Raw genomic sequence first — 17,048 nt, forward strand, 5'->3', positions numbered from 1 at the left:
AGACGTGGACCGGTGGACGATGGTGCTGGAAGCGGTGCCGGGATCGCTGCGGGCCGTCCGCGTCGACGACGATGACCACCGCCCGATCGACGTCGAGCTCGTCGACGGCGACGCCGGGACGCTGAGCGCGTCGCTCCTCAAGCTGGTCGAGGCCGAGGACGGCCGCCCGGACCACCTCGTGCTCGTCGTCCCCGGCGACCTCGACGAGGACCGCTTCACCGCGCTCTCCGAGGCGGTCCGGCTCGCGCGGTTCCCCGAGCCGTCGTGGTTGCCGGACGCCGTGTCGTGGGTCGGCGGACACCTCGCGCGGTGGGGCTCCGGGACGCCCGTGACCGTTGTCGACGCCCGCGGCGACGACCTTGCCGTGTGGCCGATCCGGACCTCGGACGACGGGGTCGAGATCGGCGAGGGCGCGCCGCGGGACCTCGGCGGTCGGCTCGACGCCCTGCTCACCGGGGTCGTCCACGCGAAGCTCGCCGTCGTGGCGCCCGGGATCGCCGAAGCCCTGCGCACGCGCACCGACGACGTCGGCCGGCGCGACGCCGCCCACCTCAGCCACGAGCTGCACGAGGCCCGCCGGCTGATGTGTGCGACCGACGGCGAGGAGCTCGTCGTCACCGCGGGCGACGCCGAGGTCTACGTGACCCGCGACGAGTTCACCGGCCTCGTCGGGCACGCCCTGCGCGACACCGTCGAGGGCACCGCTGCCGAGGACGCGGCCCACATCCTCGTGATCGCCCCCGAGGTCACGCCGATCGCGCAGCAGCTCGCCGCGACCCCGGCCGGCTCGGTCGTCACGGCACCCGTCGGGACGTCCTCGCTGGAGGGGGCGGCGGCGCTGGTCCTGCCGCGCCCGCACTTCGTCGACGACCCGACGCCGACCGACGGCATCCGCGTCCCCGGCCGCGAGGCCGTCCCGCCGCGCGAGTCGGCGGTGGTCCCCGTCCCGCGCGCGACGTCGGGGCGCGACCGCACGCCGATCTGGGCCGTGCCGGCGCTCGCGGGCCTCCTCCTGCTGAGCCTGGCGGGGGCGGGGACCGTGCTGGCCACCGCCCCCGACCCCGCCGTCGTGCCGGCCGCGGACGCGGGCACGCTCTCGCCCGTGGTGCCGGTCGGCTTCGACCGGCTCGGCGGGGAGGGCGGCCGCTGAGCTCCGTGCTCAGGAGGTGACGGCCTCCACGTACTTCTCGGGGTCCTTCTCCTCGAACGACAGCCCGCGGCCCTCGGCGTGCTCGACCTTGAACTGCTCGAACTTCGCCCCGAGCTCCTGGCGGAACGCCAGCGTCGTCTCCTTACGGAAGGGCGCGAGGTCGTCGCGCTCCTCCTCGGCCATGTGGTGGTTGTTCGCCTTGTCGGTCTCGTCGATGGCGTCCCACCACTCCTGGCTGCCGACCTCGGCGTTGCGCGCCTTCTCGGTGCCCTCGCGGATCTCGTCGTGGTCGCCGATCGCGTCCTCGGTGGCCGACGCGTCCTCGTCGTCGATGCGGCGGGCCATGGACGGGTAGAAGTGCTGCTCCTCGGCGGAGGCGTGGATCTCGAGCTGGACGGCCAGCGAGTTCCAGACCTTCTCGGCCTCCTCGGTCTGCTCCCGCAGGTCGGCGAGGTGCAGGAACTGGCGCCGGAACCAGTCGTGGTCGTCGAGGATCATCTCGGTGATGTCGGCGGACATGGATACCTCTCGTTCGCATGGTGGCGTGCTCGGTCGTACCCGGACCTCGCCCGGGACAACCGGCAGGCAAGCCTCACCTCGCGTGCACGGCCCCCGCCGGGTCGACGAACCAGACCTCGGCCCGCGCGCCGTCCAGCGATGCCGCGCGCTGCTCGGTGAGGCTGCGGTAGCGCCGGGTGTCGGGCAGCGCGATGACGATCCGCGCCCGCGGGTGGGCTCGCCGCCGCTCGGTGGCGGCGTGCTCGGCGGCGGAGAACCAGTCGCCGGCGATGGTCGTCGGGTGCGTCCGTGCCCCGTCCGACGGCCAGCCCGTGACCTCGACGTGGACGTCGTCGCCGTCGAGTGACGCGATGAGGTCCCGCGCCGGGCCGTTGCCGTCGGCCGACGCCCACCGCAGCGTCGCGCCCCGCCGCACGAGCCAGTCGGCCACGAGGGATTGCACGTTGACCACCCGCGACCACGCCTGCAGCGCGTCGTACGGCGGAGGGCCGAACGACGCCGAGCCCTCGACCGGCTCGTCCGCGACCGGCGCCGAGCCCTGACCGTTCGCGCTCACCCCGCCGTCGCTGCGCGCCGCCTCCTGCATGGTGACGGGCTCGACCGGCGCCGCCGGCCCGGTCTCGACGGATGCTTCGGCTTCCGAAGCGTCCTGTGGGGAGAGGACGGCCTCCGGTGCCGGGTCCGGTGTCGCCTCGGCCTTCTTGCGCGTACGGCGCTTCGGCGCCGCTCCGGGAGGGGGGTCGGTGGCGACGGATGCTTCGGTTTCCGAAGCGTCTTGCGGAGAGAGGACAGCCTCGGGTGCCGGCGGCGCCTCGGTCTTCGTGCGGGTCCGGCGCTTCGGCGGTGCGGCCGCCACGGGTGCCGGCTCGGTCTCGGCAGATGCTCCGGTTTCCGAAGCATCTGGTGGGGAGAGGACGACCTCCGGGGCCGGGTCCGTCTCCGTCTTCGTGCGCGTTCGGCGCTTCGGCGACGTCGCGGTCGCTCCGGACGTCGGCTCGGAGACGGCGGGCGCCGCCGTCCCGTTCTTCGACGACGCCGGACGACGTCCGCGGCGCGGCTTCGGGGCGGGGAGGCGGTTGAGGATCGGGCGGGTACCGACGCGTTCCAGCACGCCCTCGGCGACGAGGCGGCGGCAGAGCTGGTTGACGGTCTGGGGACGGACACCGTCACCGAGTTGCCCGGCGAGGGCGGCGTCGGTCAGCCCGTCTGGTGACTCCTCGAGCATTCGGAGCACCGCAGCGCGCCGATCGGTGGGATCAGGGCTCACCGGGAGGGCCATCCTGTCGTTCCCCTCCGTGTTCGGGCGTGGAGCTGGGGATTTCCGTCGCGTGACGGCTCGCGCATCCGCGTGCGTGACCAATCCGTGACCCGTATGGTAACGAGGCATGCTGGCACTGACGGAGACGGCGGCCGAGGCCATCTCGTCCATCCTCGAGTCCAACGAGATGCCCGAGGGGTCGGGTCTGCGCATCGCGGCCACCCCGAACATGGCGGAGGAGGGCCTCGAGCTCTCGGTGGCCCCGACGCCCGCCGCGGACGACACGGTGCTCGAGGGCGGCGGCGCCGTCATCTTCCTCGAGCCCCAGGCCGCGTCGGCTCTCGACGACAAGGTCCTCGACGTCGAGCGGGTGCCCGACGCCGAGCGCGGCGAAGGGGACGAGTTCCGCTTCGCGATCACGCCGCAGTCCGAGCTCCAGGACTGACCCGCCACGCGGCTCGGCGCGCGTCATCCCTGCGCCGGGTCGTGGGTGAGCGGCTGACCCTCGCTCTCCGAGCGCTCCCGCGGCACCCGGGCTCGCCACGCCCCGAGGTGCGGGTGCGTGGGCTCCAGCTCCTCCGCCTGTCGTAGCGCCAGCTCCACGGTCGCCCGGTGGTCGCGCGACAGCGCCCACGGTGGCGGTTCGGCCGACGTCGCCAGCGCCTCGGCCACCGCCGCCCTCGCCGTGACCGCCGACGGCTCGCCGTACCGGACGAGCGTCTCCTGCGCGCGCCGGTGATGTTCGGGCCGCGGCGGGATCGGCCGGCCTTCGACGGTCCGCGTCGGGTGGGGCAGGTGCAGCGTCGCCCCGGGCGCGCGGCCGGCCGGGATCGGGTCGGTGGCCGCGTGGGTCCGCCCGGCCGCGAGCAGACGCGGGAGCAGGTGGGTGTGCGGCCCGTCCGGGCTCGTCCCGTCGGGCGGCGGGATCGGCGTGAACACCTCGAGCCGCGCGACCGCCGTCCGGAACACCCGGTGCGGCCCGGCCTCGACGAGCAGGCCGGCCACCGCACCCGCCTCGGCGAGCGGGCGCCCCTCCACGGCGCGCAGCGATGCCAGCAATGCCGCATCGCTCGTCCGCACGCAGGCCGCCAGGTGCGGCGCGCCGACGCCGAGGTCGACGAGCACGGCGTCGCGGTCCTCGGGGCGCAGGGCGTCGACATCCGGGCCCAGCTCGGTGATCACCGAACGCCCGGCGCCGTCCGCGGGCATACACAGCGCGACGGCCTGGCTCCAGCTGTCGCCGGCGCGGCGCTCCCACGCCAGCGGCACGACGTCGCCGGTGGGGTGGACGTCGACGCCGCCGCGCGTGGTGACGACGGTCGCCCGCCCGGGCGTCCGCGAGACGGATGCCGGCTCGTCGGGATCCCGCAGGAACTCGGCGAGCGCCCCGAAGGTCCCGACGCTCCAGCCGGCGTCGGGGTCGGTGACCCACGCCAGGAGGTCGTCCACCGGCTCAGGCCGTCGGGCCGCCGACGGTGGTGACGAGCTCGCCGTCCGGTGACACGACCAGCTCCACGTCACGCACCCGGCCCGCCGCGCGCACGTCGGACAGGGCCTCGCGCAGCGCCTCGAGCGCGGCCGGTGCGGCCTGGACCGAGAGGCTCTCGACCTCGGTGCGGATCGAGAGCTTCTGCTCGGACTTCGCGCGGCGGATGCCGCCGATGACGTCCGAGGCGATGGTCAGGACCTGCGGGTCGACCTCGGCGGACGTCGCGAGCTCGTGGATGTCCGGCCAGGCGGCGCGGTGGACCGAGCCCTCCTGCCACCACGACCAGACCTCCTCGGCCACGAACGGCAGCACCGGCGCGAACAGCCGCTGCAGCACCCGCAGCGCGGCCGCGAGCGTCGCGCGGGCCGAGTCGCGCCCGGCCTCGTCGAACTCGCCGTAGGCGCGGGACTTGACCAGCTCGAGGTAGTCGTCGCAGAAGAACCAGAAGAACTGCTCGGTGATCTCGAGGGCGACCGCGTAGTCGTAGTTCTCGAGGGCCGCGGTGGCCTTCTCCACGACCTCGGTGAGGCGGGCCAGCAGCGCGCGGTCGATCGGTGTCGACACCGCGGACACGTCGGGCTCGCCGGCCGGGACCCCGACGCCGAGGATGAACTTCGAGGCGTTGAGCAGCTTCATCGCGAGCCGTCGGCCGACCTTCATCTGGCCGCGGTCGAACGCCGTGTCGACGCCCGGCCGCCCGCCGGCCGCCCAGTACCGGACCGCGTCCGAGCCGAACTCGACGAGCAGGTCCATGGGCGTCACGACGTTGCCCTTGGACTTGGACATCTTCTTGCGGTCCGGGTCGAGGATCCAGCCGGACAGGGCCGCGTGCGCCCACGGCAGGCTGTCGTGCTCGAGGTGGCTGCGCAGCACCGTCGAGAACAGCCAGGTGCGGATGATGTCGTGGCCCTGCGGGCGCAGGTCCATCGGGAAGACGCGCGCGAACAGGTCGTCGTCGACGCTCCACCGCCCCGCGATCTGCGGGGTCAGCGACGAGGTGGCCCAGGTGTCGAGGACGTCCGGGTCGCCGGTGAACCCGCCCGGGACGTCGCGCTGGTCGGCGGTGTACCCGGGCGGGACATCGGTGGTCGGGTCGATCGGCAGCGCCTCGTCGTCCGGGACGAGCGGCTTGTCGGGGACGACCTCGCCCTCGCCGTCGAGCGGGTACCAGACCGGCACCGGCACCCCGAAGAAGCGCTGGCGGCTGACGAGCCAGTCGCCGTTGAGGCCGCGCACCCAGTCCTCGTAGCGGTGGCGCATGTACTCGGGGTGCCACTGCAGCTCGCGACCGCGCTCGAGCATCTCCTCGCGGACACGGTCCTCGCGGCCGCCGTTGCGGATGTACCACTGGCGGCTGGAGACGATCTCGAGCGGCTTGTCGCCCTTCTCGTAGAACTTCACCGGGCGCGTGACGGGCCGGACGTCGCCGCTGAGCTCGCCGGTGTCGGTGAGCATGGCGACGATCCGCTCCTTGGCGGAGAACACCGTGGCGCCCGCGATCTCCTCGTAGCGGGCGCGGCCCTGCTCCGAGGTGATCCAGTCGGGGGTCTCGCGCAGCAGGCGGCCGTCGCGGTTGATCACCGTGCGGTTGGGCAGGTCGAGCTCGCGCCACCACTGGACGTCGGTGAGGTCGCCGAACGTGCAGCACATCGCGATGCCGGCGCCGCGGTCCATCTCGGCGGCCGGGTGCGCGAGCACCGGGACCTCGACGTCGAACAGCGGCGAGCGCACGGTCGTGCCGAACAGCGCCTGATAGCGCTCGTCGTCGGGGTGCGCGATCAGCGCGACGCACGCGGGGATCAGCTCAGGGCGCGTCGTCTCGATGAAGACGTCCTGGTCGGCGCCGTGGTACGCGATCCGGTGCCACGCGCCGGTGTGCTCGCGGTCCTCGAGCTCGGCCTGCGCGACCGCCGTGCGGAAGGTGACGTCCCACAGCGTCGGGGCCATCGACACGTACGCCTGGCCGCGCTCGACGTTCCGCAGGAAGGCGCGCTGGCTGATCGCGCGCGCCCGGGCATCGATGGTCTGGTAGCCGTGCGACCAGTCGACCGACAGGCCGTTGCGCCGCCAGAGCGCCTCGAAGGCCTTCTCGTCGTCGGCGGTCAGCGTCTCGCACAGCTGGACGAAGTTCTTGCGCGAGACCGGGATCTGCTGCTTGCCGGGCTTCTCGGGCGGGGTGAAGTCCGGGTCGTAGGGCAGGCTCGGCTCGCAGCGCACGCCGTAGAAGTTCTGCACGCGGCGCTCGGTCGGCAGCCCGTTGTCGTCCCAGCCCATGGGGTAGAAGACTTGCTTGCCGCGCATGCGCTGGAAGCGGGCGACGATGTCGGTGTGCGTGTAGCTGAACACGTGCCCGACGTGCAGGGACCCGGACACCGTCGGCGGCGGGGTGTCGACGGAGAACACCTGCTCGCGCGTCGCGGAGCGGTCGAACGCGTAGGTGCCCTCGTTCTCCCATACGTCCGCCCACCGGTCCTCGAGGCCATCGAGGGTCGGCTTCTCGGGCACGCGTGTGCCGGGGTCGGACTGCATCACTCCAGTTTACTAATCGACCTCACGCGACTTCCGGCCTGCTCAGGGTGTGCGCACGACGGGTCCGGGGCACGCCGGGGACATGCGCCGCATCACCCAGGACACGGCAGGCGGACCCGAGGTCCTGCACGTCACCGACGCCCCGGTCCCGGAGCCGATCCCGACCGAGATCCGGGTGCGCGTGACGGCCGCCGGCGTGAACCCGGTCGACACCAAGGTCCGCGCGGGCGGCGCCGGGCTCGGTGACGACATGACCGCGCCGCCCTTCACGGTCGGCTGGGACGTCGCCGGGGTGGTCGACGCCGTGGGCATGGGCGTGACGCGGTTCGCGGTCGGCGACCGGGTGTTCGGGATGCCGTGGTTCCCGCGCGAGGCCGGGGGCTACGGCGAGTACGTCACCGCGCCGTCCCGGCAGTTCGCGCACATCCCCGACGGCGTCGACGACGTCACCGCCGCGGCCACCCCGCTCGCCGCGCTGACCGCCTGGCAGATCGTCGTCGACACCGCCGACGTGCAGTGCGACCAGCGCGTCCTCGTGCACGCCGCGGGCGGGGGCGTCGGCCACCTCGCGGTGCAGATCGCGAAGACGCGCGGGGCATACGTCGTCGGGACGGCCTCGGCGTCCAAGCACGCCGAGCTCGCCGCGCTCGGTCTGGACGAGGCGATCGACCACCACACGCAGGACGTGGCCCGGGCGACCCGGGACATCGACGTCGCGGTCGACCTCACCGAGGTCAACGGCCCCTCCTCGCTCGCCGTGACGCGCCCCGGCGGGCTGCTCGTCTGCGTGCCCTCCGGCGTGCCCGAGGGCCTCACCGAGCAGGCGCACGCCGAGGGCAAGCGGGTCACCGACTTCCTGGTCGAGCCCGACGGCATCGCCCTCACCGGCATCGCCCGGCTCCTCGCCGAGGGCGCGCTGAGCGTGCGCGTCGCCGGCACGTTCCCCCTCGAGGAGGCGGCGTCGGCCCACCGCGAACTGGAGAAGGGATCCACGTTCGGCAAGCTCGTGCTCACGCTCTGAGATCTGTCGAAGAATCGTCCCGCGAATTCTGCGGAAATCGTGGACAGCGCCACCTCGCGCGCTCTAATGTCCTCCTCGTACACGGAGAGGAGGACCTGATGATGTTGACGACGACCGACGGATATCGCTTCGCGACCGTCATCGAGGTCCGACCCGTGTCCGCGGTCTGCTGAGGCCTCGCCCGCTCCGCGCACGCTTCTGAACGTCCGTCTCCGGACGTCCCTGCTGCTCATGGTCCCCGCTCCGCGGTCGGACGCGCATGTCTGCGCCATTCTCCCGGCAATTCTCTGCCGTCGTCGACGCCATTCTTCGCGCGTCGATCCTCTGCGCTCGAAAGGGGGCGACCATGAGTTGGATCTTCCGCACCGTGTCCATTCCTCTGATGCCGTCCTTCCGCGGTGGCGCCGCAGCGCGACGCCAGGAGGCGATCGCCCGGGCGTTCGAGTCCGAGGTGCGTCGCGAGTTCCGGGCCGCGGCCGAGTTCACGGGCGTGCGCACGAAGACCCACGTGGCGGCCGGCGTCACGATCACGACCCCGCGCATCGGCGGGGTGGTGATGGGTCCGCCGGTGACCTTCACCGTCGAGCTGATGCCGGGCATGGTCCCGTCGGACCTGCTCGCGCCGGCCCGTCGGGTGGCGGAGGCCGTGGGTGGCCGTGGCGTGCGGATCGAGCCCATCGCCGGGCGCTGGCTGCGCGTGGTGGTGCTGGAGGAGCCGGAGCCGGAGCCGGCTCCTCCGGCCCCGCGGCGCCTCCGGAGCCGGCCGCTCGTGACGCCGTGCACGGCCGAGACGGCGGAGGGCCCTCACTCGTTCCGGTGACGGGTGCTAACGGCCGGGGTCCCCCGACGACATGTGCGGCAAGACCGCCGAACGGCGGTCACCACACATCTCGTCGGGGGATACCAGCCATGACCGTCGTCCAGCCGCCCCGCCACCGCGCTCCCTCCGGAGCGCAGGGCTTCGGCCACGAGCCGCACCCGTCGGGACCGATCACGGTCACTCCGCGCCCGTCCCGCCGTGCCGCCGAGGCGTCGGTCGTCGACGCCCCGACCACGCCCATCCCGCGGGCCGCGCTCGACGCCGCCCGGATGCGGCCGGCGACGATGGCGCCGCAGGCCCCGATGGTCCCGGCGGGCCCGATGGTCCCGATGCCGGCCCCGCGCAACGGCCTCGGCATCACCGGCCTGGTGCTCGGCCTCTGCGGCCTGGTCGTCGGGATGATCCCGCTGCTCGGCTTCGGAGCGATCCTGCTGGGCCTGGTCGGGCTCGTGCTCGGCCTCGTCGGCGTCACCCGGGCCCGCAAGCGCGTCGCCACCAACATCAGGACCGCCGTCGCCGGCGTCATCGCGTGCGTGCTCGCGATCGCGCTCGGGATCACCGGCCTGGTGATCGTCGCGAACGCCGTGACCCAGCTGAACGAGGACCTGTCCTCGATCGGCGCCGGCACCCCGCCCGCCTCCGCGCCGGCCCCGGCGACCTCCGCCGTCGCCTTCGGTCAGACCTTCACCTACGCCGACGGCCTCGCCGTCACGGTGAGCGAGCCGACCTCCTACGACCCCTCGAGCTACGCCGCCGGGAACACCAACCCCTACGCGTACAGCGTCACCATCCGCGTCACGAACAACACCGGCGCCGCGTTCGACCCGGTGCTGCTCCACGCCGCGATGTCGACGGGCGGCGCGCCGGCCTCCCAGATCTTCGACGCCGAGACGGGCACGCCCCCCCAGAACCAGCTCCAGCCCGGCCGCAGCCTGACCTATGAGCTGGCGTTCTCCACGGCCGCGAACACCGGCGAGGCCCAGGTCGACGTCACCCCGTCGTTCAGCCACGACCCGGCCGTCTTCACCGGCAACCTGTAGCTAGACACCGCCGTGCTCGCGCCACAGCGTGAGCAGGTCCGGAGCCCCGAGGACGTCGACACCGGCGACCTCGGGGCTCTCGCGGTTCGTCAGCACGGTGAGCAGGGCCCGGGCGGGACCGCGCACGGCGGTGTCGCTCTTGCGGTGCGCGCGCTCGATCGTCGGGCCGTCCGCGCCGAGCGTCACGACCCACTCGCCCGCGTCGCCGAGCCCCTCGTCGGTGGCGTGCAGGTGCAGCGTCGCGCCGTCGGCGCGCAGCCCCTCGCGCCGCGACGCCCCCATGGCGACCATCGCGAGGTGCTCGTCGACGGCGTCCGCCGCGATCACCGGGTCGACGTCGGCGAGCAGCGGACGGCCCGCCGCGCGCTCGGCGTCGGCGCGGTGCACCAGCGTCTCGTGACACTGCCGCCGCGCCCAGAACGACACCGGCACCATGGTCCCGAAGCCGCCGACCAGCGTGTCCTCGCCGGCGTCGCGGATCGCCTGGGTCAGCGCGGCGGCGCCCTCGAGGAGCCAGAGCGAGACCTCGGCCTCGTCGTCGGGCATCGGCGGGGCCGTGGCCCCGCGTCGCTTCAGCTTCGTCCCCGGGTTGCCGACGGTCACCGTGCACCAGCGGTGCACGCCGCCGAGGTGGTCGGCGAGGTCGCGCACCGTCCAGTCCGGGCAGGACGGCACGGGCGTGGCGTGCCCGGCGGCACGCACGGCGTCCGAGAACGCCTTGGTGTGCCGGGTGATCTCGTCGAGGTACTGGGGCACCGGGGGCATGCGGGCATTCTCGGTCATCCCAGGCGGACCACCAGCTCACCGTCCTCCTCGGTCGCCCGGTAGGCCGCGACGTCGTCGGCGCCGGTGCGGCAGGTCCCGTCGGCGAGCGCGAACTGGTGGTGGTGGAGCGGGCACATGACCACCTCGCCGTCGGTGAGACCGTCCGCGAGCGGCCCGCCGCGGTGCGGGCAGATCGCCCGCAGCGCGTACAGCCCGCCGGAGCGCGGACGGAACACCGCCACCGGCTCGTCGCCGACGAGGAACGCGCGCCCCTCACCGAGGGGGATCTGGCCGACGGGCCCGAGCTTCGCCTCGACGCTCATCGCACGGGCACCTGCGGCAGCGGCACGAGCGGCAGCGCGTCGTGGAACTGGCCGGGCGTGCGTTCCTGCTGGTCGGCGGCCCACGGGTCGGAGTAGCGGTCGACCGTCTCCTGCATGCGCGCGTCGAGCTCGGCGGCGATGCCCTCGGTGTCGTCGACGATCACCGCCTGCAGGTACTCCAGGCCCATCCGCGGCACGAAGTCGTACGTGCGCTCCAGCCAGTTGGCGTGCTCCCGGTAGTACTGCAGGAACCGGCCCGTGAGCCGGATGGCCTCCTCGTGGGAGTCGACGGTGGCGAGGATGTCGCCCTTCCGGATCGTCGCCCCCGCGGCGCCACCCACGTAGATCTGCCACTCGCCGCCTTCGACGGCGACCAGCCCCACGTCCTTGACCATCGACTCCGCGCAGTTGCGCGGGCAGCCGGAGACCGCGAGCTTCATCTTCGCCGGGCCCTCGACGCCCTTGTAGCGCTCCTCGAGGTCGATGCCGAGCTGCGTGGAGTCGCCGAGACCGAAGCGGCAGAAGTCGGTGCCGACACAGGTCTTCACGGTGCGGAAGCTCTTGCCGTACGCCCAGCCCGACGGCATGTCGAGGTCGGCCCACACCTCCTGCAGCTTCTCCTTGGGCACGCCGAGCAGGTCGATGCGCTGGCCCCCGGTCAGCTTGACCATGGGGATCTCGTGCTTCTCGGCGACGTCGGCGATCCGCCGCAGCTGCTCCGGCGACGTGACGCCGCCCGACATCCGCGGGACGACGGAGAACGTCCCGTCGCGCTGGATGTTGGCGTGCACCCGGTCGTTGATGAACCGGCCGTCGCGCTCGTCGACGACGTCGTCCGGCCACATCATCCGCAGCAGCGCGGTCAGCCCCATCTTCGACCCGACGTGCTCGCGGCCCTCCGGGGCGAGCGCGGCGAACACCGCCGACACGCTCTTCAGCTCGCGGGCGCGGATCTCTCGCATCAGGGTCGGCTTGTCGAGCGGGATGCCCGGCACGTAGTACGAGTCGGCCGGGTCCTCGGCGCCGGCCCCGCCCAGTGCCGCCTCGACGACCTCCTTCACGAGGCCCTTGCACGACCCGCACCCCTTGCCGGCGCGCGTCTGCGCCGTGCACGCCGAGACCGACTCGGCGCCGTGCTCGACGCACGCGATCAGGTCGCCCTTGGAGACGCCGTTGCAGTTGCAGATCTGCGTGTCGTCGGGGAGGTCGGCGACCGCGGAGGAGTCGTCGGCGCTGCCGAGGTCGAAGAGCAGCTGGATCCGCTCCTCGGGCAGGGCCGAGCGGCTGTCGAACGCCTGGGTCAGCGCCGCGACCTTGCTGACGTCCCCGACCAGCGTCGCCCCGATCAGCGTGCCGTCGCGGATGACCACGGTCTGGTAGACGCCGCGCCCGGTCTCGGAGAACTGCACGAACTCGTCCGACGACCGCTCGGGGGTCTTGACGCCCATCTGCGCGACGTCGACGCCGGCGACCTTGAGCTTCGTCGCCAGCCGCGAGCCGTGGTACTCGGCGTCGGGGTCCGCGCCCGTCACCACGTCGGCGAGCACGGCCGCCTGCTCCCAGAGCGGCCCGACGACGCCGTAGACCTCGCCGCGGTGCTGGGCGCACTCGCCGACCACGTAGATGTCGTCGTCGTCGACCGAGCGCATCTTGTCGTCGACGACGATCGCGCGCTGGGTCTCGAGGCCCGAGACCATCGCGAGCCCGATGTTGGGGCGGATGCCGGCGGTCACGACGACCATGTCGCACGCGAGGTCGGAGCCGTCGGTGAAGCGGACGCCCGAGACACTGCCGTTCTCTGTCAGGATCTCGGACGTCTTCACCCCGAGGTGCATGTGCATGCCCCGGTCCTGCAGCTTCGAGCGCAGGACCTTGGACGCCTCGGCCTCGAGCTGCTGGTTCATCAGCACCTCGGTGGGGTGCACGACGTGCACCGCGACGCCGTGCGCCTGCAGGCCCGCGGCGGCCTCGAGCCCGAGCAGCCCGCCGCCGATGACCACCGCGGTCCGGTGGTCCTTGACGTGGGCCAGCATCGACGTCGCGTCGTCCAGCGAGCGGAAGCCGAAGACGCCGCGCGTGAGCGCCGTCCTCGACGCCCACATGCCCTCCATGGGCGGGAAGAACGAGCGGCTGCCGGTGGCGAGCACGAGCGTGTCGTAGGGCGTGACCGAGCCGTCGTCGCCGAGGACGACCTTGGCGTGCCGGTCGATGCGCACGATCCGCACGCCCGCGTGCAACGTGATCCCGTTGTCGGCGTACCAGTCGAGCGGGTTCAGGTAGATCTCGTCGTCGGCGTCCTCGTTGTCGACGACGCTTCCCGCGGCGTTGGCCAGCACCTCGGAGAGCAGGATGCGGTTGTAGTTGCCGTAGGGCTCGTCGCCGAAGACGGTGATCGCGAACCGGTCGCCGCCGCCGCGCGCGAGGATCTCCTCGAGGGCGCGGGCTCCCGACATGCCGTTGCCGACGACGACGAGCCGGCTGCGGGGTGGGGTGGTCTGCTCGGTCTCCGGACGCTCCGCGATCTGCGTCATCAGACCTCCACCAGGCCGCAGTCGACGACGAGCGTGCCGGTGGTGCCCGCCGGCGCGGTGTAGTGCACCTCGACGGTGGTCCCGGCGAGGAGGTCCTCGACGACGCGCAGGGAGACGTGCATGTCGGCCCTGGCGCCGACCGGCAACCAGCGGGCCGGGGCGCCGTCGAACACGAGGACGACCGAGGCCAGCTCGTCGGAGGAGTTGCCGGCGCGGACGTAGAGCACCTGGCCGGTCACGCCCTCGGGCACGGTGTAGGTCAGTGTGGGGTGCAGGGGAGCCGGCTTGTCGAGGCCCTGCCCCTCGAACGCGAACGCGCCCTGCAGGAACCGTGGCGTGGTCATCATGCGTCCTCCCGGGTCGTGGTGGGGACGGCCGTGAGCTCGACCGCGCAGACCTTGAACTCCGGCATCCGCGACGCCGGGTCCAGGGCGGGATTCGTGAGGTCGTTGATCGTCTGCTCGCCCGCCCAGTGGAAGGGCGCGAAGACGGTGTCGGGACGGATCGTGCTGGTCAGGCGCACCCGCAGGCGCGCGCTGCCGCGGCGGGTGCGCAGCAGGAGGTCACCGCCGTCGGCCACGCCGAGACGCGCGGCGAGGTCGGGATGGACCTCGACCGTGGGCTCCGGCTCGGCGTCGAGCAGCGCCTTGGTGCGCCGCGTCTGCGTGCCCGACTGGTAGTGCGCGCGGCTGCGCCCGGTGGTCAGGCGGTACGGGAACTCGTCGTCCGGCGTCTCGGCGGCGTCGCGGTGGTGCACGACGTGGAAGCGCGCCCGCCCGTCGGGCGTCGGGAAGCCGTCCCGGAACAGCCGTGGGGTGCCCTCGTGGTCCTCGGAGGGACACGGCCAGAACACCCCGCGCTCGGCCTCGATCCGCTCCCAGGTGATCCCGGCGTAGTCGGCCTTCCCGCCGGCGCTGGCGCGGCGCAGTTCGTCGAAGACGGTGCGGGGGTCGTCGTCGAAGTACTCGCCGCGTCCGAGGCGGCCGGCCAGGTCGGCGAGGACGGCGAGGTCGCTGCGGGCGCCCTCGGGCGCGTCCACCGCGCGCCGGCGGCGCAGTACGCGGCCCTCGACGTTGGTCATCGTGCCGTCCTCCTCGGCCCACTGGGTGGTGGGCAGGACGACGTCGGCGAGCTCGGCGGTCTCGGACAGGAAGATGTCGGAGACGGCGAGGAAGTCCAGGGCGCGCAGGCGCTCGCGCACGTGGGCGGCGTTCGGCGCGGACACGGCGACGTTGGACGCCATCACCACCAGGGCGCGGACACCGCCGTCGGTGCCGAGGCGGTCGAGCATCTCGTAGGCCGAGACGCCGGGCTGCGGGAGCTCGTCGGGGTCGACGCCCCAGACGCCCGCGACGTGCTCGCGGGCCGCGGGGTCGGCGAGCATCCGGTAGCCGGGCAGCTGGTCGGCCTTCTGCCCGTGCTCGCGCCCGCCCTGCCCGTTGCCCTGGCCGGTCATCGTCGCCCAGCCGGAGAAGGGGCGGCCGGGCAGCCCCAGGGCGAGCGCGAGGTTGATCCAGGCCAGCGCGGTGTCCGAGCCCTTGGCGTGCTGCTCGGCGCCGCGGCCGGACAGGATGATCGTGGCGCGGGACTCGGCGAGCACCCGCACCGCGCGCTCCATCACGCGCACCGGCACGCCGGTGATCCGCTCGACGCGGTCGGGCCAGTACTGGCGCACCGCGCGCTTGACGGCGGGCCAGCCGGTGGTGCGCTCGGCAATGTAGGCCGTGTCGACGAGGCGGTGCTTCACGGCGAGGTGCAGCAGGCCGTTGGCCAGCGCGAGGTCCGTCCCGGGCACGGGCTGCAGGTGGACGTCGGCCGCGGCGGCGGTGGCGGTGTAGCGGGGGTCGACGACGAGGTGCCGGGCACCGCGCTCGCGTCCGGCGGCGAACCAGCGCATGGCCGGGGGCATGACGTCGGCGGGGTTCGAGCCGACGAGCAGGACGGTGTCGGCGCGCGCGATGTCGGAGAGCGGGAAGGGCATCCCGCGGTCGACGCCGAAGGCCTTGGTCGCCGCCGCGGCGGCCGAGGACATGCAGAACCGGCCGTTGTAGTCGATCGAGGCGCTGCGCAGCGCGACGCGGACGAACTTGCCGGCCTGGTAGGCCTTCTCGTTCGTCATCCCGCCGCCGCCGAAGAGGCCCGCGGCGTCCGGCCCGAACCGCTCCTGGGCCACGGTCAGAGCGTCGGCGATCCGCTGCAGGGCCTCGTCCCAGCTCGCCGCGCGGAACGGCTCGTCGCGAGCGCCGGAACCGTCGCGGACCAGCGGGGTCGTCAGGCGGTCGGGGTGCGCGAGCAGCTCGGCCGAGGACTGACCTTTCTCGCACAGCCCGCCCCGGTTGGTCGGGAAGGGCGCGCCCGCCACCTCGAGGACTGGGCCCGCCCCGTGCTCGCGCGGGGTCAACGTCATCGCGCACTGCAGCGAGCAGTACGGACAGTGGGTGCTGACGCCCTGCTCGGGCGCCGATCCGGAGATCGGCAGGTGGGGCCCGGCCATGCCCCTACGCTGCGGGCGGGGCGTTTCCGGGCGGTTACACGGACGCTACGGCTGCCCGATCCGCCGTCGCGCCCGTCACGCCGAAGGCGTCGGCGATCAGCTCGTAGGAGCGGCGGCGCTCGGCGACGTCGTGGATCGGGCTGACGATCATGATCTCGTCGGCGTCCGCCTCCTGCGCGCGTCGCTCGAGGTCGGCGCGGACCTCGTCGGGGGTGCCGGCGGTCATCTTCGAGGCCATGCCCTGCTCGACCTGGAGCTCGATGGCGCTCCAGTCGTGGGCGACGGCCTCCTCGGGGCTGGGCAGCGGGCCCGGGTTGCCGGTGCGCAGGCGCGCCATCGACAGCGAGTGGGCGCGGCCCATCGCGCGGGCGCGCTCGGCGTCCTCGCTGCACATCACGGCGGCGGCGAGGATGACGTGCGGGTCCTGCGCGCCGGCGGCGTCACTGGGCCGGAACTGCTGGCGGTAGATGCGCGTCGCCTCGCCCGGGTCGGCGCCGCCGAAGTGCCCGGCGTAGGCGAAGCCCGTGCCGAACGCGGCCGCGGCCTGCCCGCCGTAGTAGCTCGACGCGAGGATCCACACCGGCGGCAGCGGCACGTCGTTCGGCATCGCCTCGATGCCGGCGAAGGGGTGGTCGGCGGGGAGGCCGTCGACGTAGCCGCGCAGCTCGGTGAACTGCTCGGGGAAGTCGTCGGCGGTGAGGGCCTCGCGGCTGCGGCGCAGCGCGATCGCGGTGCGCGGGTCGGTGCCCGGGGCGCGCCCGATCCCGAGGTCGATGCGATCCGGGTGCAGGCCCGCGAGGGCCCGGAACGTCTCGGCGACCTTCAGCGGCGAGTGGTTCGGCAGCATGATCCCGCCCGACCCGACGCGCAGGGTGCTCGTGGCCCCGGCGACGGCCTGGATCAGGATCTCCGGGCTGGAGCTCGCGACGCTCGGGATGCCGTGGTGCTCGGCCAGCCACATGCGGCGGTAGCCGGCGCGTTCGACGGTGCGACCGAGCTCGATGGTCTCGTGCAGGGCCGCCGACGTCGACGAGCCGGAGGGCACCGGCGAGAGGTCCAGGACCGAGAGCTCGAGATCGCGCATGTCCGGTGCAACGTCCCGGCGGCGC

At 73.5% G+C, this 17,048-nt stretch carries 15 protein-coding genes; 5 read left to right on the forward strand and 10 right to left on the reverse strand.

What is annotated here, in order from left to right; genetic code table 11:
• Window positions 1-4: 4 nt before the first annotated feature.
• Window positions 5-1,150, forward strand: coding sequence for a hypothetical protein (locus EV188_RS14880; RefSeq protein ID WP_133827008.1), 1,146 nt, complete (start codon window positions 5-7; stop codon window positions 1,148-1,150).
• A 9-nt stretch (window positions 1,151-1,159) separates the two neighbouring features.
• On the opposite strand, the gene EV188_RS14885 is transcribed toward EV188_RS14880, so the two are convergent.
• A complete protein-coding gene (locus EV188_RS14885; protein WP_133827009.1) occupies window positions 1,160-1,669 on the reverse strand; it encodes a hemerythrin domain-containing protein in 510 nt (169 codons plus the stop codon).
• Between the two features lie 73 nt (window positions 1,670-1,742).
• Window positions 1,743-3,089 (reverse strand): hypothetical protein, encoded by a 1,347-nt coding sequence (locus tag EV188_RS14890; RefSeq protein WP_133827010.1) that lies wholly within the window; start codon window positions 3,087-3,089, stop codon window positions 1,743-1,745.
• Here EV188_RS14890 and EV188_RS14895 point away from each other — a divergent pair.
• Window positions 3,055-3,372 (forward strand): adhesin, encoded by a 318-nt coding sequence (locus tag EV188_RS14895; RefSeq protein WP_133827011.1) that lies wholly within the window; start codon window positions 3,055-3,057, stop codon window positions 3,370-3,372. The genes EV188_RS14890 and EV188_RS14895 overlap by 35 nt on opposite strands.
• Window positions 3,373-3,395: 23 nt before the next feature.
• Here EV188_RS14895 and EV188_RS14900 read toward each other — a convergent pair whose 3' ends face one another.
• Together EV188_RS14900 and valS are read right to left on the reverse strand one after the other, a co-directional pair.
• Window positions 3,396-4,376 carry a DUF6925 family protein gene (locus EV188_RS14900; protein ID WP_133827012.1) on the reverse strand — a complete coding sequence of 327 codons (981 nt, stop codon included), beginning with the start codon at window positions 4,374-4,376 and terminating at the stop codon, window positions 3,396-3,398.
• A gap of 4 nt (window positions 4,377-4,380) precedes the next feature.
• Complete coding sequence (valS, locus tag EV188_RS14905) at window positions 4,381-6,945, reverse strand: valine--tRNA ligase (protein WP_133827013.1); 2,565 nt, start codon at window positions 6,943-6,945, stop codon at window positions 4,381-4,383.
• Window positions 6,946-7,027: 82 nt separating this feature from the next.
• Here valS and EV188_RS14910 point away from each other — a divergent pair, with 82 nt between their 5' ends.
• From EV188_RS14910 to EV188_RS14920, 3 genes are all read left to right on the forward strand, one after another.
• Window positions 7,028-7,966 (forward strand): NADP-dependent oxidoreductase, encoded by a 939-nt coding sequence (locus EV188_RS14910; RefSeq protein WP_133827014.1) that lies wholly within the window; start codon window positions 7,028-7,030, stop codon window positions 7,964-7,966.
• 367 nt (window positions 7,967-8,333) lie between these two features.
• Window positions 8,334-8,786, forward strand: a complete 453-nt coding sequence (locus EV188_RS14915; protein ID WP_133827015.1) for a hypothetical protein — start codon at window positions 8,334-8,336, stop codon at window positions 8,784-8,786.
• Between the two features lie 89 nt (window positions 8,787-8,875).
• Entirely contained in the window at window positions 8,876-9,826 is a 951-nt protein-coding gene (locus EV188_RS14920; RefSeq protein WP_133827016.1) for a hypothetical protein, read from the forward strand.
• Here the strand turns inward: EV188_RS14920 and EV188_RS14925 are convergent, their stop codons facing one another.
• Genes EV188_RS14925 through EV188_RS14945 form a run of 6 tightly spaced genes read right to left on the reverse strand, consistent with a single transcriptional unit; the run spans window position 9,827 to window position 17,023 of the window.
• Window positions 9,827-10,591, reverse strand: a complete 765-nt coding sequence (locus tag EV188_RS14925) for a maleylpyruvate isomerase family mycothiol-dependent enzyme (protein WP_166659890.1) — start codon at window positions 10,589-10,591, stop codon at window positions 9,827-9,829.
• A gap of 14 nt (window positions 10,592-10,605) precedes the next feature.
• Window positions 10,606-10,914, reverse strand: a complete 309-nt coding sequence (locus EV188_RS14930; protein ID WP_133827018.1) for a Rieske (2Fe-2S) protein — start codon at window positions 10,912-10,914, stop codon at window positions 10,606-10,608.
• On the reverse strand, window positions 10,911-13,445 hold the full coding sequence (gene nirB, locus EV188_RS14935; RefSeq protein WP_133827019.1) for a nitrite reductase large subunit NirB: 2,535 nt from the start codon (window positions 13,443-13,445) through the stop codon (window positions 10,911-10,913). The genes EV188_RS14930 and nirB overlap by 4 nt, the downstream gene beginning before the upstream one ends.
• Window positions 13,445-13,789: a molybdopterin oxidoreductase gene (locus tag EV188_RS31595; RefSeq protein WP_243741698.1), complete on the reverse strand. Its 345-nt coding sequence runs from the start codon at window positions 13,787-13,789 to the stop codon at window positions 13,445-13,447. The genes nirB and EV188_RS31595 overlap by 1 nt, the downstream gene beginning before the upstream one ends.
• Complete coding sequence (locus EV188_RS14940) at window positions 13,789-15,939, reverse strand: molybdopterin oxidoreductase family protein (RefSeq protein WP_166659892.1); 2,151 nt, start codon at window positions 15,937-15,939, stop codon at window positions 13,789-13,791. The genes EV188_RS31595 and EV188_RS14940 overlap by 1 nt, the downstream gene beginning before the upstream one ends.
• A gap of 34 nt (window positions 15,940-15,973) precedes the next feature.
• Window positions 15,974-17,023 carry an LLM class flavin-dependent oxidoreductase gene (locus EV188_RS14945; protein ID WP_133827020.1) on the reverse strand — a complete coding sequence of 350 codons (1,050 nt, stop codon included), beginning with the start codon at window positions 17,021-17,023 and terminating at the stop codon, window positions 15,974-15,976.
• Window positions 17,024-17,048 lie beyond the last annotated feature (25 nt).

The organism is Actinomycetospora succinea, from assembly GCF_004363095.1.
Lineage (GTDB): Bacteria > Actinomycetota > Actinomycetes > Mycobacteriales > Pseudonocardiaceae > Actinomycetospora > Actinomycetospora succinea.

Coding starts and splice junctions, on each gene's coding strand:
- EV188_RS14885 (WP_133827009.1), bottom strand. CDS start 1,669: ATGTCCGCCGACATCACCGAGATGATCCTCGACGACCACGACTGGTTC.
- EV188_RS14895 (WP_133827011.1), top strand. CDS start 3,055: ATGCTGGCACTGACGGAGACGGCGGCCGAGGCCATCTCGTCCATCCTC.
- EV188_RS14890 (WP_133827010.1), bottom strand. CDS start 3,089: ATGGCCTCGGCCGCCGTCTCCGTCAGTGCCAGCATGCCTCGTTACCAT.
- valS (WP_133827013.1), bottom strand. CDS start 6,945: ATGCAGTCCGACCCCGGCACACGCGTGCCCGAGAAGCCGACCCTCGAT.
- EV188_RS14910 (WP_133827014.1), top strand. CDS start 7,028: ATGCGCCGCATCACCCAGGACACGGCAGGCGGACCCGAGGTCCTGCAC.
- EV188_RS14920 (WP_133827016.1), top strand. CDS start 8,876: ATGACCGTCGTCCAGCCGCCCCGCCACCGCGCTCCCTCCGGAGCGCAG.
- EV188_RS14925 (WP_166659890.1), bottom strand. CDS start 10,591: ATGCCCCCGGTGCCCCAGTACCTCGACGAGATCACCCGGCACACCAAG.
- EV188_RS14930 (WP_133827018.1), bottom strand. CDS start 10,914: ATGAGCGTCGAGGCGAAGCTCGGGCCCGTCGGCCAGATCCCCCTCGGT.
- nirB (WP_133827019.1), bottom strand. CDS start 13,445: ATGACGCAGATCGCGGAGCGTCCGGAGACCGAGCAGACCACCCCACCC.
- EV188_RS31595 (WP_243741698.1), bottom strand. CDS start 13,789: ATGACCACGCCACGGTTCCTGCAGGGCGCGTTCGCGTTCGAGGGGCAG.
- EV188_RS14940 (WP_166659892.1), bottom strand. CDS start 15,939: ATGGCCGGGCCCCACCTGCCGATCTCCGGATCGGCGCCCGAGCAGGGC.
- EV188_RS14945 (WP_133827020.1), bottom strand. CDS start 17,023: ATGCGCGATCTCGAGCTCTCGGTCCTGGACCTCTCGCCGGTGCCCTCC.